Source organism: Saccharicrinis carchari (assembly GCF_900182605.1).
Taxonomy (GTDB): Bacteria; Bacteroidota; Bacteroidia; order Bacteroidales; family Marinilabiliaceae; genus Saccharicrinis; species Saccharicrinis carchari.
The window spans coordinates 167,438-189,478 of record NZ_FXTB01000002.1; the positions used below are offsets into that span (position 1 = coordinate 167,438).

Below are 22,041 nucleotides of genomic sequence, written 5' to 3' on the forward strand. Positions count from 1 at the left end.
TGAACCCGCCTTTTTTGATTGTATTCTCTTATTTACCCTCTTGCTATTTTTTCTCTTTGTCCTCAAACAATTTTTCTACTACTTCTACGGGGTCGTTGTGCTTTAATTTGTTAGCTATGGCACTATAAGGAGCAGTCACCACCTCTTCACCTTCCTTTAGGCCTTCAATAATTTCTATGTGCCGAGTATCCTGTATGCCGGGTGTTACATTGCGCTGTTCAACTCTCCCCTCTTTTACTACAAATACCACCTCTGTTTTATCGTCCTCTTGGTTCAAATCTTTGTCTTTCGTATTTATGGTGGTGGTATCTGCTCGTGTAGTTACCGATTGAATAGGAACGCTGAGTACATCTGCCCGTGTGTTGGTTTGTATATCTACCGTAGCCGACATGCCTGGGCGGAAGGGGTAAAAGTTTTCGCCTTTTTCCTGAATTAGCTCGCGGTACGATTGGGGTAAAATAAGCACCTTTACCTCAAAGTTGGTAATTTGGTCGGCGCTGGTACCTTCCGATTTGGCCGAATTGGCAATTTCGGTCACCAGGCCTTTAAACTTTCTGTCTAAATAGGCATCCACTTCAATAAGGGCGGTGTCGCGACTGCTTACCCGGATAATGTCGTTTTCGTTTACATCAACCACCACTTCCATGTTATTCATATTGGCAATAGTCATCATGTCTGTTCCTTCAAACTGGGCGGTACCTACCACACGCTCTCCTTTTTCAACGTTTAGGCGCGAAACGGTTCCGTCCATAGGGGAGTAAATGGTTGTTTTGGTGAGGTTGTCTTTTGCCTCGTTTAACGAAGCCTTGGCATTCCGGAGCGCTGCTTTGGAAGCCTCGGCACTGGCTTTGGCTATATTGTAATCGCTAAGTGCCAGTTCGTATTCAGATTCGGATATGGTTTGCTGCTCCCAAAGGGTTTTGTTACGATTAAACGACAGCTCTTTCTGTTGCAGCTGTGCCTCGGCTTGGGCAAGGTTGGCTTCAGCAGAGCGAAGCGATGCCTGCATTTTTTCCAGGTGTCGCTGATAAATATCGGGCTGTATTTTGGCTAATATCTGTCCGTTAAATACTTCATCACCTTCTTTTACCGTCAGCTCTAATATTTCGCCCGATACATCTGAGGATACCTTTACTTCTACTTCCGGTTTTATTTTTCCATTGGCAGTAATGAGTTCTGTCAACGTTCTGGGTTCTGCTTGCTCCACCATGACTTTTAGTTGGAATTCGCCACCTATCCAACCTAGTTTTTTACCTGCGATAAGTGCAATTATAATTATCGCCAGGGCGATTAGGGGATATAAAATATTTTTTTTCATTCGTTAAATTGTGAGGTTTTAAGCTGTATGATTCTGAATTTTTAGTGCAGAAGTAAAACGATTGATAATTTATTGCAAGATAATAAGATAAACTTTAATCGTTTTAATTTTAAAGCACAATAGCAATTCCTTTATAAAAATCGAGGATTTTACTTCGCAGAATATATTCGTATTTCGATTGTAGTAAATCCGATTGCGCGCGCAAATAATCGTTTTTAGCTACGTTGTAATCCACTGTGTTTACCAGTCCCACGTTATATTTCTGTTCGGTATAGCGCAAAGATTCTTTAAACGATTCCACCGCCAGACTACTTGATAGATATTTATTATACGCCCCCAGTGCATCGGCATAAGCCTGCTGAATTTCTTTGCGTAGGTTCAGTTTTTGCTGATTTAACTGGTATTGTGCATCCAACACAGCTATACGGGCATTTTTTACCCTGCTGCGCGTTTGTAGTTTATTAAATATGGGAATATTTAGTGAGGCGCCAACAAAGAAGTTTTTGTTGGAATTTATTTGGTCTGACAGTGAGCGGTTCAGGTTATTAGGATCGTCAATAAGCCAGTTGGCTCTGGCACCCCACTGCGCGTTAAGGCTTAGGTTAGGATAATACCCGCCCCGGGCAATTTTTACTTCGGCAATTGAACTCTCCAGCTGGTAATCTGCCCCTTTTATTTGAGGCATCAGGGTGAGTGCTGTTGAATATACATCAACAGGGTTTTCTACTTTCATATGCGCTATTTCCGGTATGATGGGCGACACCACATCAAAGTTGGCCACATCTTCCAGATCCAGCAATTGTGCCAGGTTTAAAAGCGATAGGTTTAAATTGTTTTCTTGCTGTGTTACGTTGAGCGCCTCCTTTGCTGCCTGCGATTTAATTTCGAGCTGGCTGCCCTTGGCCAGGCTGCCTGCCTCTACCAACTGCTGGGTGCGTCTCACCTGCTGACTGGTTACTTCGTATTGCTCCTGAGCTACCAGCAATAATTCTTTATCGAACAAAATCTGAAGGTACTGGCTGGTAATTTGCAGTGCGATATCATTTCGTATCTCTTCTTCCAAGGCCAGCGAAGCCATCAAATCGAGTCGGTTGCGTTTGATGGTATTGGTAACGCTTAGGCCATCAAAAACATCCACCGACGACCCAATACCTAAACTAAACGAACGGGTGTTCACATCCACGTTTTGCCCTGCTTCCTGTATCCAGGTGTAACCGTAACTATGGCCATAAGTCGACTGGCTGTTTAAATTGGGCAGGCGATTGAGTTTGCTTTGTGACAACTCATTTTTTTGTAAATCGGTACTGAGGTTTTGTCGCTTTATAGTAATATTGTTTTCGAAGGCATAGTTAATACACCGTTCCAAAGTCCAAGCTTCCTGGGCATTTATGTTGCCTATTTTTATACATACTACTAAAGCGAGAAGGAGAATTGTTTTGTTCGTCATTTTATGGATACTTAGGATTGTTTGTTTTCGCGAAAAAAGGTAAGTAAAAATTACGATTTTGGAACCTTAATTTTGTCATTCTTTGTAATTCCAGACTTGACTTCTATCTTAATGCCATCGGAAAGACCGGTTATTATCTGCTTTTTTTCGAATTCCTGTTCGCCCACTTCCACTTCTACAAATGCCGAATCGTTACTAAAGGTGATGAGTTTTTCCTTGATCACGTAAACACTGTCGCGACGATCCAATACAATGTCGGCTGTGGCGCTGTATCCGGAGCGTATAAACTGGCCTTTGTTTAAGGATACTGCTGCTTTTATTTCAAACTGTATGGCTCCGTTTTCCTCCACACCTTTGGGGGCAATAAACTCGAGTGTAGCTTTGTATTTTTCCTCCTCAATGGCACCTATAGAGAGCTCCAGATCCATGCCTTCGCGTATCTTACCCACTTCGGTTTCATCAACTTTGCCCTGGAAAATCATCTTGCCCATATCGGCCAGGATAGCTACCGTGGTACCGTCGTTAAAAGTGTTACTTTTAATAACGGAGTTGCCCACTTCAACGGGCACGTCGAGCACCATGCCATCGATGGTTGCTTTAATAATGGTATTGGTTTGCGCCCCCATCTTGTGCGTTACACCTTCCTTTATCAGTTGCAGGTTGTTGTCGGCGGTATTCAAATCCACTTTGGCGTTTTCGTAACGCATCAGTTCGTCCAGATACTCCGATTCGGCTATCACTCCATTATCAAAAAGCTCTTTTTTGCGTTGATATTCTATCTCGGCATTTTTGAATAGTATCCTGGCTTTGTTCAGCTGGCTTTCGGCATTGTTTACCTGCACCATTTCGGGTATAATCTGTATTTTGGCCAGCAGGTCACCTTTCTTCAGCTCATCGCCGGGCTCCACATATATTTCGGTTATGATACCCGATTCTTGCGGTTTTATCTCTATCTCCTGTCGCGGTACCACAGAGCCGGTGGCCACGGTTTTTTTTACGATGTCGGATATTTCTAACATCTCTGTTTCATATACCACCGGGTCTTTTTTAGATTGTGTATAAAGGTAATACACCACCCAGGTAAAAAGTGTTATTAAAACAAGCACCAATGCGATTCTAATTATTTTTTTCATAAGCTTAAAGATTTGATAATTACGTACAGTTAATCTGCTTATAGGTCTGATAAATCAATTTTATAGCTGGTTTTATTTTCTCTACTCATGACGTAATGCTTCAATTGGTTTTATACGTATGGCTTTTATGGCAGGTATTAATCCGGCAATAAAACCCACCAATATCAAGGTTCCTAATGCTGCCAGAGCTATAGGCAATCCTATTTCAGGATTTAAAAAAAAGGACTCTTCATCGGGAGAAGCCGTTAGTCGTGATGCGTCTACAGCCATATCTACCATGTGCAATACAAAAGTGCCAACAGCAAGCCCGATAAAGCCGGCTATGGTTGTCAGAAAAACCGATTCGCTAAGTATTTGCCCCACAATAATTCGGGGAGGTGCGCCTATGGCTCGCTGTATCCCAATTTCTTTTGTCCGCTCCTTCACAATGATCAGCATAATGTTGCTCACCCCAATGGCACCGGCTATTAGCGTGCCCAGGCCCACCACCCATATTAAAATATCGATACCTAAAAATGTATAAAACATGGTTTTTATTTCGTTCTCTATATCCACTTTGCCGATGGCCTCTTCGTCGTCAGGGGCCAGTTTATGGTTTTTTTGAAGGATGGGCCGAATTTTGTCAATTACCGCTTTTACCTTAACACCTTTTTTTGCCGTCAGACCAAAAAAATGAACCTGATCGCCATAATTGTATGTTTGTTGCATTGCCGTGAAAGGCATGTAAACGGTTTCCTTTTTATTGCTGCCAATGTTTATGTTAGGATTATTGGAACGGAATACGCCTACCACCATAAAATACACTCCGTTCACCCTGATGTATTGCCCTACAGGATCCTCTTCTTTATCAAACATCACTTCATATACGTTTTCGCCAAGGATGCAAACCTTGCGTTTCAATTTGATGTCTTCGTCGTTAATATATCTTCCCCAGACCATGGTACAAGGATCAATTTTTCGGTAGGCCGGATAATCACCCATTACATTAAAGGCTCCGGAGCGTTTTCCTCTGACGATATTTTCGCCACTTCGCAAGTTCCAACCGTTTAGTCTGGGCGAGATAACATCAAGCTCGGTTACCTGATCTTTAATGGCCTCTATGTCGCGGTTGTTGATGTTCCAGTTGCGGCCGCGCTTAAAGCCTTGGTGTGCCTTGGTGGTTGTTTCGGCCCACATAAAACCACTGTTGGTGGCAAAATCTTTAACGCCGGCGGTAATGCCGTTTTTAAGTCCGTTGCCCGAGCCCATCATCACTACCAACATAAAAATGGCCCAAAACACACCGAAAGCGGTGAGTGCACTGCGCAATTTGTTTTTCTTTACGGCATTTAGTATCTCCTGCCATCTGTCTCTGTCGAACATTTGATTTAAGGTTTTAAAAAAACTTAACCGGCTTTTAACACACCTAAGCGGTTTTTACCAGCTGTTAGGGATTGCTTATTCGTTGTGCAACGCTTTTATTGGCCGAATACGAGCCGCTTTGCGCGCCGGGATATAACCGGCCACCAATCCGGAAATCACCAAAATGCAAAGCGCCCAAAGTGCTACGTTTATATCGGCCGAAGGATTCCAAAACGCCCTTTGCACCTCGCTGCCTGCCTGTTGAAGTTGCGCAGAAGCAATCGACAATACGCCCATGCCTGCTACCAGTCCAAAAAATCCGGCCGAAGCGGTAATAAATACGGACTCGCTAAGCACCAGTCGAATAATGGAAAGTGGTGTTGCTCCAATGGCCTTGCGCACGCCTATTTCCTTAGTGCGTTCTTTCACTAAAATAATCATGATATTGCTCACCCCAACAATGCCGGCTATGATGGTCATAATACCAATAAACCATATAAAAATACGGATGCCGGCAAAAACGCCCTGTGCCTGCTTAAAATGCTCCAGTGTGTTCCATATGCCCAAGGCCTGCTTATCCTCGGGCGATACGCGATGCCTTTTGGCAAGCAGCAAGCGCACTTCTTCTTCTATTCTTTTGTTCTCGGCAACGGTAACCGCATTGGTGGCAATGGCCATCTCGCCCAGGCGGTTGTTGCCGTTGAATACACGTTGCGCTGTGCTAAGGGGCAGGTAAGCTCGTTTTCTTTCTGCGTCTTCGGGGTCGGTGAAGGTACCCACAACCATAAAGGGAACATTATTAACCCGAATATATTTACCAATGAATTCCTCCTCGTTTTTAAATAGTGCTTTTTTAATGGGCTCGGATAGTACAATGGTTTTCCTAAAGTCGTCAATATCCAGTTGGTTTATAAAGCGCCCCTGGGTTTGGTTTATGATTTGAATTTTATTGAACTCGGGCATTATGCCTTCCATTCGATAGGTGCCAAACTCGTTTTTATAGGTTAGCCTGGCTTCTCCCCGAAGATAGAACCGTCCGGAAATATAGTCGAAATCATTGCCTAAGCTTCTTTTTAACTCAAGCACATCCTGATCGGTAAACTGTATCCGTCGTCCGGCTTTTAATCCATCAAAAGCCACTTGAGTGCGGCGGCTCCATATCCAAAGCGCGTTTTTTGAGGAGCTGCTAAAATTTTTTTCCATGCCATTTTGCAAGCCCTTGCCGGATCCTAACAGCAGAATAAGCATAAAAATTCCCCATGCCACACTAAAACCGGTCATTGTGGCTCTTAGCTTATTTTGTCGCAAGGTGGATAATATCTCCTGTATATAATCGAGCATGACGTGGTTTTACTTAGGTTTAAAGTTTTATTTATCCGTCAGTAGCCGGACAAGGCGCTTAGGCTTTGTTTTGTTGCTCATCAATAAATAGGATTGAGGTGGAGGTTTAACTGTTCCGAATACTTTGGAACAGCTACCCGTCACTTATCAATCAGCACGTATCACGCATCTCTCACTCAATACCATGGCCGTTGCTGCGGTTGACTTCTATCAAGCCATCTTTTAAACGAATAATGCGCTGAGTCCGTTGCGCAATATCCGTTTCGTGGGTTACGATAATTACGGTAATGCCCGTTTTGTTTACCTCCTGCAGTATATCCATTACTTCAGCTGAAGTTTTTGAATCGAGCGCCCCGGTAGGCTCATCAGCCAAAATAACCTTGGGCTTTGAAATCAGCGATCGTGCTATGGCTATCCGTTGTTTTTGACCGCCCGATAATTGGCTGGGTAAATGCTCGCTCCACTCTTTAAGACCAAGGCGATCGAGGTATTCAAGTGCTATCGCATTTCTTTTTTTGCGACTTACGCCTTGGTAGTACAGTGGTAGAGCTACATTTTCCATGGCGTTTTTAAACGAGATAAGATTGAACGATTGAAAAACGAAACCGATGTATTTGTTTCTGAACCCGGCCGCTTTTTTCTCGTTCATTCTTTGGATGCGTATGTTGTTCAGATAAAACTCCCCTTGGTCGTAGTTATCCAGAATGCCCAGGATATTTAATAAAGTAGATTTTCCTGAGCCGGACGAACCCATGATAGAAACCATTTCGCCTTTTTTGATATCCATATCAATACCCTTAAGTACATGAAGGGAGTTGGCTCCGGTGATGTAGGTCTTATGTAATGCGTTTACTTTTATTACACTATTATTCACTTGTTTTTGCTTTTGAAGGTAAGCAATTTCAAAGTAGCTTTTGTTTTGCTAATGTAGTGATAAAAGTATTAAAATGTATAGTAGATATCCGTGTAATTTTTATTATAAGGCCTTCATTTGCATTATTTAACAAAGATTTAGGAGTTGCATTGTCATATAACACAATTTGTGCATTTGTTGATTCGGGTTACATAGTAGGCCAGTCTATGACTTTATGGCTCTTTTTACTCTATAGCCTTTCGTAATTGCCAGTATCCGGTGCCATACGACAACAAACCAACGAATACAAGGCTGATAGCGAATGCTAAAATGGTGATGTCAGAATCGGATTGAGGCAAGGAGTAATAATCTAACAACAGGATGTAAACATTGGTTATTAAAAACTCTAAAATCAGCGTGGCGGAAACCAGTAGAATTAAGAAAATAAAAAGCCGGATAACGATGCGAATGTAGTTCATATTCAAAAAATTTAAAGTGTAATTAATTTTCTTTGATAACAAAACTAAACACATCGTTTAAGTTATTGCAATAATTGACGTGACAAATGCGTGACAGGGGTGTGACAAATGCGTGACAGCCCGTAATTAAGGTGTGACGAAAACGTGACGCGCTGTAAGGTGCTGTTACGTAGGGTTTTATAGGCGAGCGAAAAATGCTGTCCTTAAAGTTTGTAAATAGAAATGCGAAAAAACTAGCCTAAAAAACTTTTTTTAATCTTATAAAAGTGGATACTATCATCTGATTGGGTTGGGTGTTTCCATTTGAAAATAATTGAAGGATCCCCGATAGGTGCAAACTTTCTTTTAGGGCATATTCAATTGTAGGGCTGATGTAATAGTTTTTAAACACGGGATAGGCGAATCCTGTGTAGTCGAACGTAAAATGAAACTGTGGATTGATTGGTAAACTCAAGGCCAAATTATAGGAGTGCTTGCTTATGCTTAATTTTTGAACAGATGTACGCGAAAAAGATAAATCGTCGAAACCGGAGAAAGATGAGTTCAGATTGCTGGCATATAAATATTCGCCCGATAGTTTTATTGAATGGTTAATGGTATAAGCACTACCTGTTGAAAGCATGTAAATATTGGGTTTGGGCTGGTCAAAAGACGATAGGTAGGAAAATTCGCCATAAAAATCGCTGTGCTTAAAGTTTATCTTCCATCCGGAGCCCATTACAAAATACGACTGGTTCAATTGGCCTGCAATGAACTGAAAGTAGTAGTTTGATTTAGAAAATCCATATAACAAAGCGGAGGTAAGCTCTTTGTTTCCATCTACTTTTAAAACGGCCTCAAGCTTGGCGTTGCCTGTGTTTAAATATTTAAGGCTCAAACCGTCCATGCCGGGTCGTTCCGGATAGTCAAAATCGTAAAACGAATAGGGGTTAAATAAATCATTTGCGTTCCACACGCGGCTTTGTCCCCATACTACCCGCTGCCGCCCCGCCTTTATTTTAATGTTACCCCAGATATGTTCTACAAAAAGCCTGTCTGCTATGGTATTTACCACATATGCTTTTCCGGTGCCCCAGTTAAAGCTCATATCCACCCAACCTTGGTCGTTATCCATATAATATTTGTACAGTGGATTATTCCGAACCGTTTCTCCTAAAAAAAACCGGTTACGAAGCGCTATGGTAAAATTTAAATTTGATTTAGGATTGTACTTTAGGTTTATGCGATTGTGAATAAGGTTGTCCCATACGCCCTTGTCTGCTGTTTTTTGCCATCTATACGAAGGCATTTCTGTGATATACCCCGACATTTCTATAGCCGGCTGGGCATAAGTGCTTAGCTGAAAACAAAGCATCAAAACTATTGTAAGCGCATTTAATCCCGACGTTTTCAATTTTAATGGTGGTTTAAAAACAACAGTATCCTTAAGGTGTCTTTGGTTAAATAATAAGGTTATACGTTGCTTGTTTTATAAAAACGAATGATAGTACGATAATGGACATCAAAAATAAGCATTTTTATAAACGAATTGGTATTTTTGTATCATACATTACTTTAAAGCTTTAGCATTTTGAAAAAGGGCATTGTTTTTAAATCTACCGGAAGTAGATATTTGGTTAAGTCGAACGAGGGGAATCTTGTAAGCTGTTCTATCAAGGGAAAATTCAGGATGGACGGTATTAAAAGTACCAATCCCATTGCTGTTGGCGATCACGTAAGTTTTACCATGGAAGAGGATAGCGACATGGGGGTGATATCAAAAATTGAGCAACGAAAAAATTACATTATCCGTAAAGCCACCAATTTATCTAAGCAATCGCACATTATCGCGGCCAATATCGACCAGGCCTTGCTACTGGTAACCATCAATTATCCTATTACCACTACTGTTTTTATCGACCGCTTTTTGGCATCGGCTGAGGCCTACCGTATTCCGGTTAAAATAATTTTTAACAAAATGGATCGTTACGATAGTGCGCATAAAAATATGGTAGAAAACTTAAGGGGTATTTACGAGGAAATTGGATATCCTACCTTTGCTATATCGGCTAAAATGCAGGACGATTTGGGTATAGTCGTAGAGCTTTTAAAGGATAAGGTTAGCGTTATTGCCGGCCACTCGGGGGTGGGAAAATCGACACTAATAAACCGCATACAGCCCGGGTTAAATTTAAAGGTAGCCGAGATTTCCGACGTTCACCAAAGCGGAAAACATACTACCACTTTTGCCGAGATGCATGATCTTAATTTTGGCGGTGCCATAATCGATACTCCTGGAATTAGGGGCTTTGGTTTGATAGATATTGAAAAGGAAGAGTTGCACCATTTTTTCAAGGAAATATTTGAGCACTCACACCAATGTCAGTTTGACAACTGCACACACATACACGAGCCCGGTTGTGCGGTAAAAAAAGCGGTAGAAGAAGGCGCGATTGCTACAACCCGATACAACAGTTATTTAAATATTTACGATACAAGTACGGAGAAGCACCGCTAAAAAAGGCTGGCACATCCAAAATTATATATGAAACACTACCAACACAAAAAACGATTTAAACTCTGGATGTTGCTTGGCGCCATTGTGATCGGTTCAATATCTTCACTTTATACCAACCATTTAGTAAGCGAATTAAAACTTGAAGAAAAGAAAAAAGTAGAACTTTGGGCTGAGGCCACACGTCAACTGGTGGAACCGGGAACTAACGATGGTACCATAGGTTTAACCCTCGAAGTGCTTAAAAACAACACTACCGTTCCCGTTATTATTGTGGATCAAAACGATTCCATTTTGCAGCATCGCAATCTAAAAGCTTCGGTTAGGGAGTCGAACAGGTATTTGCAGCAGCAACTGCATCAGATGAAAAGCACAGGAAAAAACATAGTCATAGATTTGGGTGATGGAGAAAAGCAGTACCTGTATTACCGGACCTCCACCTTGCTCACCAAGCTACAATGGTTTCCTATTTTACAACTGCTTATTGTTTCAATTTTTGTGTTTATTGCGTATGTAGGCTTCAGTAACGCCCGTAAAACAGAGCAAAACCAGGTGTGGGTTGGTATGGCCAAGGAAACGGCCCACCAGTTGGGTACCCCCATTTCCTCGTTATATGGATGGATTGAATTGCTGGCCTTGCGTAACCCACAAACGGAGGGGATTGATGAGGTGAAAAAGGATATACAGCGTTTACAGAATATTGCCGATCGTTTTTCTAAAATTGGCAGCACACCGATACTAAAACACATCAGCATAAACAATATTATAGAGCAAAGTATCCGATACCTGAAATTACGTACCAGCGATAAGGTGGAATATGTGTTAAATTTAACCGAAGATACTAATGTGAAGGTCAATGCAATATTGATGGAGTGGGTATTCGAGAACCTTATTAAAAATGCTATTGATGCCATAAAAGGTCAGGGTACGATTATTATATCTACAATAAAAACAGGCAATAAAGTGACCATTGATATTACAGACAATGGTAAAGGTATAGTAAAATCAAACTTTAAAACCGTGTTTGAACCGGGCTACACCACCAAACAACGTGGTTGGGGACTGGGCTTAACGCTTACCAAACGCATTGTGGAGGAATATCACAAAGGAAAAATAATCGTAAAAGAATCGGAACCGGGTAAGAAAACCGTTTTTCGAATAATCTTATGATGGGTGTAATTAATTATTAATCAATATGGTAATGGGTTTTTGAGTAGCTAAAACAAAAATTAGAAATAAATTTAGGGATAAGTTTATGTAATCGGGTATATTTTTATACTTTTGCAAAGTTTTTATTCACAGTGAAATGTATCAGCTACAAGAGTACAATATAAACTTTAAGAGCTTAAAGGACGGCAAACATCACTTTCACTTTAGTATAGGGCAGTTGTTTTTTAAGGCTGTAGAGGAGTCGATTATTGCGGACGGTGATTTTGAGATAGAAGTGGAGTTGGATAAAAAAACACAAATGCTCCAGCTGGATTTTAATATACATGGTAGCGTTAAAGGTATATGTGACAACTGTCTTGGTGCTCTTACTGTACCGGTTAGCTATCAAGGTGCTGTGTATGTAAAGTTTGGGATTGAGTATGATGAATCCAATGAGGAGGTTATCGTTCTTCCACAGGACGAAAGCAAAATTAACATTGCGCATTTGATTTATGAATATATTGTGGTGAGTATGCCTTTGCGATCTGTCCATGAAGATTATAAGAGCTGCGACCCCGAGATGAAAGCCAGGCTTGAGGAATTTTCGGGAGAATATCACCATAATGATAGCAAGGAAGAGGAAATAACTGATCCCAGATGGGATGCCTTGAAAAAATTAAAATATAATAATAATAAGTAAAGAGTTAATAAAATGGCACATCCTAAGAGAAAGATTTCGAAAACAAGAAGAGACAAAAGAAGGACGCACGATAAAGCTAGCGTGCCTGCATTGGGAGTATGCTCCAACTGTGGTTCTACTGTAAAAATGCACACCGTTTGTGGTGAGTGTGGTTATTATAGAGGAAAATTAGCTGTTGAAAAAGAAATTACGGCATAACTTTTTATTTTTAAAAGTACTTTTTAAATTTGCTTCGCTTTGCGAGGCAAATTTTGCTTTATGGCATAGCAATACCATAGAGTAAAAACGTCGGCATTTTCTAACCATTATAAGTTAGTTTCTGAAAAACGCCGGAGCAAACCAAGCTCGGGCTAGTTTATATCCTTTGTCGGCTCATTTTGAGCGTGCAGGCAAAACAAAAAAAACACATGAAAAATATTAATGCAGTTATCACCGGCGTAGGTGCGTACGTTCCAGAGTATGTTTTAACCAACGAAGAGTTGAGTACCATCGTGGACACCTCCGACGAGTGGATTATGTCGCGAGTAGGTATTAAAGAACGACGCATCTTAAAGGGTGAGGCGAAAGGTGCTTCCGAAATGGGTGCCGAAGCGGTAAAACAACTGCTGCAAAAAACAGGTACTAAACCGGAAGAGGTGGACTTGTTAATTTGCGCTACCGTAACACCCGATCATATCTTTCCCGGAACTTCGGCCATTATTTGCGACAAGGTAGGTATTCGTAATATTCAAAGTTTCGATATCAACGCAGCTTGTTCAGGATTTTTATATGCACTGGATACAGCGGTTAAATTTGTTAAAACCGGACACAAAAAAGTTGTTGTGGTAGGCGCCGAAAAAATGTCGTCGATAACGGACTATACCGATCGCACAACCTGTGTTTTGTTTGGCGATGCTTCAGCGGCTGTTATGATAGAACCGTCAGAAGAAGAAGTGGGGGTGATGGATACAATACTGCGAAGTGATGGCGCCGGACGTCATCATCTTTTCATGAAAGCCGGAGGATCCAAGTACCCCTCGTCGCACGAATCGGTAGATAACAAAGAGCATTGTGTATATCAGGATGGCCCTGCGGTATTTAAACATGCGGTTTCCAAGATGGCCGATGTGTCGGCTGAGATAATGGAAAAGAATAACCTTACTTCAGACGATATTTCATGGTTAGTTCCCCATCAGGCCAACTTAAGAATTATCGATGCTACTGCCCGCAGAATGGGGCTGGAGAAGGAAAAAGTAATGATAAACATACAGCGTTACGGTAATACTACATCGGCAACAATTCCATTGTGCTTGTGGGAATGGGAAAATCAACTCGAAAAAGGTGACAATATTGTATTGTCGGCGTTTGGTGCAGGATTTACCTGGGGTGCTATTTATTTAAAATGGGGCTACGACGGAAAGGCTGTTGCAGATGGTTCGAAATAGACGGACGGCATAAATAAAAGTAGAATATAGTGGATAGTAGGTAATTATACATTCTACTTGAAATAAATTATTAAAGGGTGATTTCTTATGGAAGTTACCCTTTTGTATTTTTAAGGAATTAGCGTATTTTGTGGTATGGAAAAATATGTATTGGTTACCGGAGCAGCTAAAAGAATTGGTTCTGTTATATCGCAACAACTGGCAGCAGAAGGATGGAGCGTACTTATTCATTACAATAGCAGCGATAAAGATGCGCTTAAATTAGCAGCACAGCTTAAGGAGGCTTATCCCCGGCAGGAATTCCCCACCATGCAATGTGACCTCTCCAGCACAAAGGAAGTGCTAAACTTGTTCCAAAATACTCCGGTTAAAAATATGAAGTTAAGGGCTCTGATAAATAATGCCAGCATATTCACCCCCGGAAGTATTACTGATATTACACCGGATTTTTTGGCCGAGCAGATGGGGGTTAATTTTGAAGCACCCTTATTTTTGATGCAAACTTTTAAAAAGCACTTTGGGCAGGGAAGTATAATAAACATGCTGGATACAAATGTGATTAAAAATATAGAAACCCACGCGGCCTACTTACTTGCTAAAAAAAGCTTAGATGCGATTACAAAAATGGCGGCACTGGCATGGGCTCCGGCTATAAGAGTGAATGGAATAGCACCGGGACCGGTGTTACCACCACCAAATCAAGATCAGAAACATTTGGAAAAGGTGATTGCCAATACACCCTTAAAACGACAGGTAGGTACAGATGATATAGTCCAAACTGTTAGTTTTCTATTGAATAACCCATCCATCACCGGGCAAATAATTTTTTGCGATAGTGGTGCTCATCTAAAATAATTATGGAAATCATTCGTATTAAAGACCTATTGTTAAGAACTCAAGTAGGGTTCAATAAACATGAGTTGGGCAAAAAGCAAGACTTGTTGCTAAATGTAGCGATTTATTATTCAACGGAAGGGGAGGAAGAGAGTGATAATCCTTCGCAAGCTTTGGACTATAGAACTATTTGCAAAAAAATTGTTCATATGGTTGAAAGTACACACTTTGCCCTTTTAGAAAAGGTTGCCAATGATGTGGCCAACTTGATTCTGGAGATGGAGCGGGTGGAAAAAGTGAATATTGAAGTAGATAAACCCCATGCCTTACGTTTTGCCCGGAGTGTTTCATTTACCTGTTCAAAATCAAAAAATATAGGCAGAGAAACTACGGGTTTCGATGAGTCGGTTTAGTACATAATTTTTGGTTTTTTAATTGGTTATTACAGGGTGCTTCGCAGGTAAGCATAAACTATAAGATGCATATGCAACGGACAAGGGGAAGTGTGGAAAGCATTGTAGCCCTTTTGTTGTAGGGTTAAAATGTATAAACAATAAAGGCGAGAATAATACAGATGAATAAAGCCATTATAGGATTGGGTTCAAACATTGATGCTCCGGCGAATTTGAACCGTGCTGTTGAGCTGTTAAAAGAGCAATTTAGTGTAGTAAAAGTTTCACAATGGATGCAAACACAACCCATAGGCATCACTGAGCAGCCGGTTTTTTTTAATGGTGTTTTAGTGATGGAAACCACCCTGGAGTTAAAACCTCTGGAAACCGCACTCAAAAACCTGGAGGATCGTATGGGGCGCGATCGTACCCGTCCCAAATTTGGCCCCCGCGAAATTGACCTGGATGTAATCCTCTGGAATGGCCAAGTGGTGGATGACGACTACTATACACGCGATTTTTTGCAAAGCTTAGTAAGGGAGGTGTTATAGGGGGGAGATCGTATTTGGATAGTCAATAAAAAAGGGAATGATGCATAGGCAATAGCCTGAACCTCCTGGTTTCCTCACTTCAGATTTGTGTATATAAAAAAAAGCCTGCAGAAAATTTTCCTGCAGGCCTAGTCGATTTAATAAAGTACTTATTATTCTCTAATTGCTTTAACCCCGGGAAGTTCTTTTCCTTCGAGGAATTCTAAAGAAGCACCTCCACCTGTTGAGATATGGCTCATCTTATCGGCCAATCCACTTTGGTTAACTGCGGCAACCGAGTCGCCCCCACCAATAATAGAGATGGCATCGGACTGGGCTACAGCCTCGCAAACGCCAAAAGTACCTTTGGCAAAGTTAGGCATCTCAAAACATCCCATTGGGCCATTCCAAATCACAGTTTTAGCTGTGGCTATTTCGGCAGCATAGGCTTCAACGGTTTTAGGTCCTACGTCAAGCGCCATTCTTCCTTCCGGAATCTCAATGCCTACCACCTGAATATCTGCCTCATTATCAAATTTATCAGCAGCCAGGTTGTCTAAGGGCAACATAAATTTAACCCCTTTGGATTTAGCATCTTTCAAAATTTGTTTTGCAGTATCCACTAAATCATCCTCAACCAAGGAACCCCCAATGGCGTGGCCTTGCGCCTTAAGGAAGGTGTAGGCCATACCACCACCAATAAGAATGGTATCTACTTTTTCGATCAAGGACTTTAGAACCTCTAACTTTCCCGAAACCTTAGCTCCTCCCACGATAGCCACAAACGGTCTTTCGGGGTTAGCTACAGTATCGCCTAAAAATTTAATCTCTTTTTCCAGTAAAAAGCCGGCCATCTTAACATCAACATATTCAGCTATAACAGCGGTAGAGGCGTGTGCACGGTGTGCTGTTCCAAATGCATCGTTAACATACACCTCTGCCAGTTCGGCCAATTGTTTTGCAAAACCCTCGTCGCCTTTTTTCTCCTCGGCATGAAATCTTAGGTTTTCTAACAGCAGTACCTCACCTGCTTTGAGTCCGGCAGCCATTTCTTTTACTTCGGCGCCAATACTGTCGGGTGCCATTTTAACATCAACCCCCAATAGCTCGGACAGATGATTCACCACATGCTTCAACGAAAACTTCTCGTCGTACGTGTCTTTTGGTCGCCCCAAATGCGACATTACAATTGCAGCTCCGCCGTCTTTTAAAACTTTTTGGATAGTGGGCAGCGCGGCACGGATGCGCGTATCGTCTGTGATTTCAAATTTATCGTTCAAAGGCACATTAAAGTCCACTCGGATAATGGCTTTTTTTCCTGAAAAATTGTAAGTGTTAATTGAAGGCATGTCAATAAAATTATATGGTTTTTAATAAAAGTTCTCGCTCAACCCCCGTTTCAATTCAATAACTATCGGATGGTTTTGAGCCACAAATATAAGTATTTTATTGCGGAAAGATGCAGGTATGTAAGTTTGGATTGATTCTTAAGGTACCCTCTGTTGTAAAGGCCAATTTTTGAGCATAAAGCTTTTTTACTACTTTTGTAATCCGAATAACTAAATTTTTAAAAAAAGAAATATGGCTGAGATGTTAACGGATACACTTCCGTATAAAGTGAAAGATATGAGTGAAGCCGATTTTGGCCGAAAAGAAATTGAAATTGCCGAAAAGGAAATGCCGGGTCTGATGTCCCTGCGTGCTAAATACGGAAATGAAAAACCTTTAAAAGGAGCCAAAATAATGGGTTCCTTGCACATGACCGTGCAAACAGCCGTATTAATTGAAACGCTGGTATGTTTGGGGGCGGATGTGCGCTGGTGTAGCTGTAATATCTACAGCACACAGGATCACGCTGCAGCTGCTATTGCTAAGGCCGGCGTTCCGGTGTTTGCCTGGAAGGGCGAAACACTGAAAGAGTATTGGTGGTGCACCGAAAGAGCATTGGACTTTGGCGAAGGTAAGGGTCCGGATCTTATTGTAGACGATGGGGGCGACGCTACCATGATGATTCACTTAGGGCGCCAGGCAGAGATGGACAATGCTATACTTGACAAAGATTACAGTGGTGAGGGCGAAGACTATAGGGAGCTGATAGAGCGCATTAAAATTGAATTAAAAAAGAACCCCAATCGATGGACGCAAGTTGCCGAAACTTGCAAGGGCGTGAGCGAAGAAACCACCACCGGTGTGCACCGCTTGTACCAGATGATGGAAAGAGGCGAGCTGTTGTTCCCCGCCATTAATGTAAATGACTCGGTAACCAAATCTAAATTCGATAATCTGTACGGTTGTCGCGAGAGCCTTGCCGATGGTATCAAGCGGGGCACCGATGTAATGGTAGCCGGAAAAACAGTGTTGATATGTGGTTATGGAGATGTAGGCAAAGGTTGTGCACAAAGTATGCGCGGTTTTGGTGCCAGAGTGCTGGTTACCGAAATAGATCCTATTTGTGCCTTACAAGCTGCCATGGAAGGGTATGAAGTGACCACAACGGAAGATGCGCTTCACGAAACCGATATCTTTGTTACCACTACCGGTAATAAAGATGTGATTACCATAGAGCACATGGAAAAGATGAAGGATCAAGCCATCGTTTGCAATATTGGCCACTTCGATAATGAGATACAGGTAGAAAAGCTGGAGCAGTATCCGGGTATTATCGAAAAGAATATTAAACCACAGGTGGATGTATTTGAATTCCCCGATGGTCACTCCATAATTTTATTATCGCGTGGCAGATTAGTTAATCTGGGCAATGCGACCGGCCATCCTAGTTTTGTGATGAGTAACTCCTTTACTAACCAAACATTAGCTCAATTGGAGCTGTGGCAAAAAGACTACAAAGTTGGGGTATATGTTTTACCCAAAAAACTTGACGAAGAAGTCGCCCGCCTGCACCTTGAAAAATTAGGGGTTAAACTGACTTCGCTCACTAAGGAACAAGCCAATTATCTGGGTATTCCACAAGAAGGTCCCTACAAACCGGAGAATTACAGATATTAGTAATATATCGCTACAAAAAAGGCTTGTCAGCTTCAGCTTGGCAAGCCTTTTTTTATTTATAGTCAAGTATAAAGTTAATTTTAAACAGCTATATGCATTTATTTGACACCCGGCAGATCTGTTTAGCCTTTATTGCCAAATAATATTCTCCGGTTTCCATTTATTTTTGGGTAGGTCTTCGCCGGTAGGATACCCTATGGGTATAACGTTCAAAGGTACGTGGTTCCCGGGCAGATTTAGCCTTTCTATCACCGCTTTCGTTCTGTCATCATAAGGATATGAAGCAGTCCATACCGCACCTAATCCCATACTCTCAGCGGCAATAAGTATATTTTGGGTGGCTGCCGCACAGTCCTGCACCCAATAGCCTTTTTCTTTTAAATTACCGGCTTTTTCTATATCGCTACCCTTTATCTTCTCTTATTCCTTTCAGGCCTTTTGTCCATCTTATTAATTCTTTGAACATAGCCTGTGCAGCTCTGTGCGAAGAATCCGTAACTTCTAATTCATTTTGCTCATTTATGTTCTGTTGAAAAAACGGAAAATTTACTGCTTCTGTTAAAGGCACTATTTTAAAGGTGGACAAGTCTGCTTTTAAACTGTTTGCAGCTCTGGTGCCCCCGGAAATACCTCCATAGCTCACAATGCCTGCTGCCTTATAATTCCACTCTAAAAAGAGGTATTCCAATGCGTTTCGTAAGGGTGCCGGATAATTATAATCGTACTCGCCCGTCACAAAAATAAAAGCATCAGCTTCCTCTATTTTGGCACTCCACTGTTTGGTATGTTCATGTTGGTACTTTTTTAATACCGGATGATTGGGTTCGTCCATCATGGGCAAGTTAATCTCGCCAAGGTCTATAAGTTCAACGTTAAAGTTTTTATTTTGCTTTGCTAATTCAGTAATCCACCTGGCTACAATCGGGCCTTTACGACCAGGACGAACGGTAGAAGAAATAATTTTGAGCTTGTACATTACATAAAATTTTTAAGATGAGTGATTATTTTGAAACGGAACTGTTATTTATGCCCGGATTGCTTCTGCGTTGCGGGGTATTCCGGAACAATTACGTTGCTTGTGTACTACTGTGGGGTAAATGAAAAAATACCACACAATAAAACCTAAAGAGCCTAATATAATAAAAAGATTAATGGCCAGCGGAATGGTATTGTAAAAACGGGTAACAAAACTCTCCAGGAACCCGGCTACCAAAAATACAGGCACTAAACCCATCATAATTTTCATCCCCCTTCCTACTCCTATTTGCAGCGAAGTAATGCGTGGCAGGGTTTTAGGGAACATTAAGCTATTGCCCAGTATTATACCGGCACCACCGGCAATTATAATGGCCGGGATCTCCAGTGCCCCATGAATGTAAATGGCGAGTGTGGAGACGGATAAAAGTTGTTTCTGATAAAAAAATGCCTGAAAAGCACCAAGCATAATTCCATTTCGGACCAATACAAACCCTACACCGAGTGAGGTGAACATGCCAAAAACAAAAACGATAAAAGAAACCCGAATGTTATTAAATGTGATGGCAAAAAACATTTCCACTTCTCCCATATGGCCGTATATTCCCATCGGATCGCCCCTTTCAATATTATCCAGTGTGGTGTTAACATAGCTGTCGCCCATTATCAAACGCACAAAACCATCATCGTTCAACGCCGAAACAGCACCGAGCAAACCGGCCATTAAAAAAATGACCAGGGAAATAATGAAATTCTTACGGCTATGATACAGCTCTATGGGCAGTTCTGTAAGCCAAAAAGATTTAAAACGACTTGATTTTTCTTTTTTGTTTTTATAAATCTCGCGGTGTGCTTTTACCGTTAGCGCATTAAGATAAGCGATGATATGGGAATGGGGATAGAAGGTTCTGGCAAAGGCCAGATCGTCGGTCAGTTGAATGAATTGGTCGGCCAGGTTGTCCGGGTGCATCTTAGTAGTCCCCTTTAAATCTTTCTCGAAGCTTTCCCAGCGCATCTTGTTTCGCTTGATAAAAGTGATTTCTTTCATGGCTTGTTTTATGTGCGACCAAGGATTATTTAAAACATCTTAAAAATCAAATATAATCATTACATCTAAATTTGCTACATTTGAAAAATGTAAAACTTTTCTATGGAATATGTACATATTTCCACTACCCAAAATATTGAGTTAGAATATAAGATTGCCGGTATTGGCGACCGTATTCTGGCATTTGCTTTTGATATGCTTGTGCTGAGTTCGTGGTATATTTTATGGGCTGTGTTGCTGGTGCGCCCCGGTGGTTTTGCACCCTGGCATGTTATTTTTATATTGCCCGCCACTTTTTACACTTTGCTCACCGAATTTTTTTTAGATGGGCAAACCTTTGGTAAGATGCTGTTAAAAATAAAAGTAGCCCCTCTCGACGGAGCGGAACTAACGCTGGGCAAAAGTCTTACTCGATGGTTGTTGCGCATTATAGACATATGGATTATGTGGGGTACGGTAGCCGTAATCGCAATTTTGGTAAGCAACAAGGCGCAGCGTCTGGGCGATATGCTAAGCAATACCACCGTGGTAAAAGCAACTCGCCCCATATTATTGGAACAAACAAGTTATGTAGAAGTCCCGCCGGATTACATCCCTGTGTACCCGCAATCGTATATGCTCTCGGATGAGGATGCCGCTACCATTAAAGAAGTGCTGCGATTTGTGGAGGGCCAAAACGATAGTGGAGGCCTAATTGAATATCATCCCCTGCACTTAAAAACGCAGAATGCCTTAAAGCAAAAACTTGGTATCACCCGGATTAACGGATCGGCCAAAACTTTTTTAGAAGACTTATTGAGAGATTTTAATTACTTGCATAAATAATGAAAAAAATAAAGCACATACTAATTGGGGCACTCATTATTTTAATGGGTTCGTGCACGCAGGAACAAGAGCAACAGATACCGCTAATAGAAGGTTTGATTAGTAATTTCCGTCAAACGAATGTTTTTTTATACAGCGATGAAGCTCCTGCTGTAGCTCTCGACACCATCGAAGTGGATATTCAGGGTTTTTTTTCGGTGCCACAGCGAAGCATTCAGGGGGCCGGGTTTTATTTTCTCACTTTAAATGATTCGGACCGGGTCAATTTATTTCTAAAGCCCGACGATTACATTAATTTACAGATTGATGCCAATAACGTTTCCGCATCGTGCCGCAGCAATAACTCAAAATTTATGATGGCTCTCTGGGCACTCGAAAGAAATAACGCCGAATTTAAAGCTGCCATGGAAAAACTAAGCCACGAATTTGACGCTATGTCCGGAAAGCCATACAACAAGCGTTTGTACGAGAAAATGTACAGCCTAAAGGACAGCCTTTGTACTTTTTATAAAAATAAAAGCATCGCAATTGCAAAAGAAGTGAACTCACCGGTCATCGACTTTTTTATGCTCAATCAAAAAGCAGGGAACATTGCCCAGTTTTCGTTGCAGTCAGATAGCACACTTTTTTTAAATAATGCAGAGCAGTTAAGTGACAATCCACAACTAAAAAAGTTGTTTCAACAATACGATAATGATATAACTAAGGCCTATTCCGAAAAATAAAATTATCTTTGAGGCCAAAAATTAAGG

23 protein-coding genes are annotated in these 22,041 nt (G+C 41.4%); 11 read left to right on the forward strand and 12 right to left on the reverse strand.

All coding sequences use genetic code 11. The annotated features are described in order from the left end of the window. Window positions 1–43: 43 nt before the first annotated feature. From FN809_RS05255 to FN809_RS05290, 8 genes are all read right to left on the reverse strand, one after another. Window positions 44–1,318, reverse strand: a complete 1,275-nt coding sequence (locus FN809_RS05255; protein WP_142532449.1) for an efflux RND transporter periplasmic adaptor subunit — start codon at window positions 1,316–1,318, stop codon at window positions 44–46. A gap of 109 nt (window positions 1,319–1,427) precedes the next feature. Then, entirely contained in the window at window positions 1,428–2,765 is a 1,338-nt protein-coding gene (locus tag FN809_RS05260; protein ID WP_142532450.1) for a TolC family protein, read from the reverse strand. Window positions 2,766–2,815: 50 nt separating this feature from the next. Then, window positions 2,816–3,898 (reverse strand): efflux RND transporter periplasmic adaptor subunit, encoded by a 1,083-nt coding sequence (locus tag FN809_RS05265; RefSeq protein ID WP_142532451.1) that lies wholly within the window; start codon window positions 3,896–3,898, stop codon window positions 2,816–2,818. A gap of 81 nt (window positions 3,899–3,979) precedes the next feature. After that, on the reverse strand, window positions 3,980–5,260 hold the full coding sequence (locus FN809_RS05270) for an ABC transporter permease (protein WP_142532452.1): 1,281 nt from the start codon (window positions 5,258–5,260) through the stop codon (window positions 3,980–3,982). 75 nt (window positions 5,261–5,335) lie between these two features. After that, window positions 5,336–6,580 (reverse strand): ABC transporter permease, encoded by a 1,245-nt coding sequence (locus tag FN809_RS05275; RefSeq protein ID WP_142532453.1) that lies wholly within the window; start codon window positions 6,578–6,580, stop codon window positions 5,336–5,338. A gap of 172 nt (window positions 6,581–6,752) precedes the next feature. Next, window positions 6,753–7,454 carry an ABC transporter ATP-binding protein gene (locus FN809_RS05280; RefSeq protein WP_142532454.1) on the reverse strand — a complete coding sequence of 234 codons (702 nt, stop codon included), beginning with the start codon at window positions 7,452–7,454 and terminating at the stop codon, window positions 6,753–6,755. Window positions 7,455–7,678: 224 nt separating this feature from the next. Further along, window positions 7,679–7,912 (reverse strand): hypothetical protein, encoded by a 234-nt coding sequence (locus FN809_RS05285; RefSeq protein WP_142532455.1) that lies wholly within the window; start codon window positions 7,910–7,912, stop codon window positions 7,679–7,681. A 238-nt stretch (window positions 7,913–8,150) separates the two neighbouring features. Then, complete coding sequence (locus FN809_RS05290) at window positions 8,151–9,266, reverse strand: hypothetical protein (protein ID WP_185957458.1); 1,116 nt, start codon at window positions 9,264–9,266, stop codon at window positions 8,151–8,153. A 216-nt stretch (window positions 9,267–9,482) separates the two neighbouring features. Between FN809_RS05290 and rsgA the strand changes: the two genes are divergently transcribed. From rsgA to folK, 8 genes are all read left to right on the forward strand, one after another. Next, window positions 9,483–10,409, forward strand: a complete 927-nt coding sequence (gene rsgA, locus FN809_RS05295; RefSeq protein WP_142532457.1) for a ribosome small subunit-dependent GTPase A — start codon at window positions 9,483–9,485, stop codon at window positions 10,407–10,409. A 27-nt stretch (window positions 10,410–10,436) separates the two neighbouring features. Next, window positions 10,437–11,576: a sensor histidine kinase gene (locus FN809_RS05300; protein WP_142532458.1), complete on the forward strand. Its 1,140-nt coding sequence runs from the start codon at window positions 10,437–10,439 to the stop codon at window positions 11,574–11,576. 136 nt (window positions 11,577–11,712) lie between these two features. Further along, window positions 11,713–12,255 carry a YceD family protein gene (locus tag FN809_RS05305; protein WP_142532459.1) on the forward strand — a complete coding sequence of 181 codons (543 nt, stop codon included), beginning with the start codon at window positions 11,713–11,715 and terminating at the stop codon, window positions 12,253–12,255. Between the two features lie 12 nt (window positions 12,256–12,267). Continuing rightward, window positions 12,268–12,453, forward strand: a complete 186-nt coding sequence (gene rpmF, locus FN809_RS05310) for a 50S ribosomal protein L32 (RefSeq protein ID WP_142532460.1) — start codon at window positions 12,268–12,270, stop codon at window positions 12,451–12,453. Window positions 12,454–12,662: 209 nt separating this feature from the next. After that, a complete protein-coding gene (locus FN809_RS05315; protein ID WP_142532461.1) occupies window positions 12,663–13,679 on the forward strand; it encodes a beta-ketoacyl-ACP synthase III in 1,017 nt (338 codons plus the stop codon). 135 nt (window positions 13,680–13,814) lie between these two features. Further along, the gene (locus FN809_RS05320) at window positions 13,815–14,534 is read left to right on the forward strand and encodes an SDR family oxidoreductase (protein ID WP_142532462.1); all 720 of its coding nucleotides are present in this window, start codon (window positions 13,815–13,817) and stop codon (window positions 14,532–14,534) included. Between the two features lie 2 nt (window positions 14,535–14,536). Next, on the forward strand, window positions 14,537–14,926 hold the full coding sequence (locus FN809_RS05325) for a FolB domain-containing protein (RefSeq protein WP_142532463.1): 390 nt from the start codon (window positions 14,537–14,539) through the stop codon (window positions 14,924–14,926). A gap of 161 nt (window positions 14,927–15,087) precedes the next feature. Continuing rightward, a complete protein-coding gene (gene folK / locus FN809_RS05330; protein ID WP_142532464.1) occupies window positions 15,088–15,456 on the forward strand; it encodes a 2-amino-4-hydroxy-6-hydroxymethyldihydropteridine diphosphokinase in 369 nt (122 codons plus the stop codon). Between the two features lie 152 nt (window positions 15,457–15,608). Here folK and FN809_RS05335 read toward each other — a convergent pair whose 3' ends face one another. Then, entirely contained in the window at window positions 15,609–16,784 is a 1,176-nt protein-coding gene (locus FN809_RS05335; protein WP_142532465.1) for a phosphoglycerate kinase, read from the reverse strand. A gap of 232 nt (window positions 16,785–17,016) precedes the next feature. Between FN809_RS05335 and ahcY the strand changes: the two genes are divergently transcribed. Continuing rightward, entirely contained in the window at window positions 17,017–18,441 is a 1,425-nt protein-coding gene (gene ahcY / locus FN809_RS05340) for an adenosylhomocysteinase (protein ID WP_142532466.1), read from the forward strand. Window positions 18,442–18,570: 129 nt separating this feature from the next. On the opposite strand, the gene FN809_RS05345 is transcribed toward ahcY, so the two are convergent. The 3 genes from FN809_RS05345 to FN809_RS05355 are packed head-to-tail and all read right to left on the reverse strand — an operon-like array spanning window position 18,571 to window position 20,464. Continuing rightward, window positions 18,571–18,801 carry a nitroreductase family protein gene (locus tag FN809_RS05345; RefSeq protein WP_221929368.1) on the reverse strand — a complete coding sequence of 77 codons (231 nt, stop codon included), beginning with the start codon at window positions 18,799–18,801 and terminating at the stop codon, window positions 18,571–18,573. 43 nt (window positions 18,802–18,844) lie between these two features. Then, window positions 18,845–19,417, reverse strand: coding sequence for an NADPH-dependent FMN reductase (locus tag FN809_RS05350; protein ID WP_142532468.1), 573 nt, complete (start codon window positions 19,415–19,417; stop codon window positions 18,845–18,847). A gap of 48 nt (window positions 19,418–19,465) precedes the next feature. Beyond that, window positions 19,466–20,464, reverse strand: coding sequence for a stage II sporulation protein M (locus FN809_RS05355; RefSeq protein WP_142532469.1), 999 nt, complete (start codon window positions 20,462–20,464; stop codon window positions 19,466–19,468). A gap of 102 nt (window positions 20,465–20,566) precedes the next feature. Between FN809_RS05355 and FN809_RS05360 the strand changes: the two genes are divergently transcribed. Both FN809_RS05360 and FN809_RS05365 read left to right on the forward strand, forming a co-directional pair. Then, window positions 20,567–21,289 carry an RDD family protein gene (locus FN809_RS05360; RefSeq protein ID WP_142532470.1) on the forward strand — a complete coding sequence of 241 codons (723 nt, stop codon included), beginning with the start codon at window positions 20,567–20,569 and terminating at the stop codon, window positions 21,287–21,289. Further along, on the forward strand, window positions 21,289–22,014 hold the full coding sequence (locus tag FN809_RS05365) for a hypothetical protein (RefSeq protein ID WP_142532471.1): 726 nt from the start codon (window positions 21,289–21,291) through the stop codon (window positions 22,012–22,014). Before FN809_RS05360 ends, FN809_RS05365 begins: the two co-directional genes overlap by 1 nt. Window positions 22,015–22,041: the final 27 nt, after the last annotated feature.

Bases quoted from the DNA above. Each gene is read 5' to 3' on its own strand.
- FN809_RS05255 (WP_142532449.1), bottom strand. From the start codon at position 1,318: ATGAAAAAAAATATTTTATATCCCCTAATCGCCCTGGCGATAATTATA.
- FN809_RS05260 (WP_142532450.1), bottom strand. From the start codon at position 2,765: ATGACGAACAAAACAATTCTCCTTCTCGCTTTAGTAGTATGTATAAAA.
- FN809_RS05265 (WP_142532451.1), bottom strand. From the start codon at position 3,898: ATGAAAAAAATAATTAGAATCGCATTGGTGCTTGTTTTAATAACACTT.
- FN809_RS05270 (WP_142532452.1), bottom strand. From the start codon at position 5,260: ATGTTCGACAGAGACAGATGGCAGGAGATACTAAATGCCGTAAAGAAA.
- FN809_RS05275 (WP_142532453.1), bottom strand. From the start codon at position 6,580: ATGCTCGATTATATACAGGAGATATTATCCACCTTGCGACAAAATAAG.
- FN809_RS05285 (WP_142532455.1), bottom strand. From the start codon at position 7,912: ATGAACTACATTCGCATCGTTATCCGGCTTTTTATTTTCTTAATTCTA.
- FN809_RS05290 (WP_185957458.1), bottom strand. From the start codon at position 9,266: ATGCTTTGTTTTCAGCTAAGCACTTATGCCCAGCCGGCTATAGAAATG.
- FN809_RS05300 (WP_142532458.1), top strand. From the start codon at position 10,437: ATGAAACACTACCAACACAAAAAACGATTTAAACTCTGGATGTTGCTT.
- FN809_RS05305 (WP_142532459.1), top strand. From the start codon at position 11,713: ATGTATCAGCTACAAGAGTACAATATAAACTTTAAGAGCTTAAAGGAC.
- rpmF (WP_142532460.1), top strand. From the start codon at position 12,268: ATGGCACATCCTAAGAGAAAGATTTCGAAAACAAGAAGAGACAAAAGA.
- FN809_RS05315 (WP_142532461.1), top strand. From the start codon at position 12,663: ATGAAAAATATTAATGCAGTTATCACCGGCGTAGGTGCGTACGTTCCA.
- FN809_RS05320 (WP_142532462.1), top strand. From the start codon at position 13,815: ATGGAAAAATATGTATTGGTTACCGGAGCAGCTAAAAGAATTGGTTCT.
- FN809_RS05325 (WP_142532463.1), top strand. From the start codon at position 14,537: ATGGAAATCATTCGTATTAAAGACCTATTGTTAAGAACTCAAGTAGGG.
- folK (WP_142532464.1), top strand. From the start codon at position 15,088: ATGAATAAAGCCATTATAGGATTGGGTTCAAACATTGATGCTCCGGCG.
- FN809_RS05335 (WP_142532465.1), bottom strand. From the start codon at position 16,784: ATGCCTTCAATTAACACTTACAATTTTTCAGGAAAAAAAGCCATTATC.
- ahcY (WP_142532466.1), top strand. From the start codon at position 17,017: ATGGCTGAGATGTTAACGGATACACTTCCGTATAAAGTGAAAGATATG.
- FN809_RS05350 (WP_142532468.1), bottom strand. From the start codon at position 19,417: ATGTACAAGCTCAAAATTATTTCTTCTACCGTTCGTCCTGGTCGTAAA.
- FN809_RS05355 (WP_142532469.1), bottom strand. From the start codon at position 20,464: ATGAAAGAAATCACTTTTATCAAGCGAAACAAGATGCGCTGGGAAAGC.
- FN809_RS05360 (WP_142532470.1), top strand. From the start codon at position 20,567: ATGGAATATGTACATATTTCCACTACCCAAAATATTGAGTTAGAATAT.
- FN809_RS05365 (WP_142532471.1), top strand. From the start codon at position 21,289: ATGAAAAAAATAAAGCACATACTAATTGGGGCACTCATTATTTTAATG.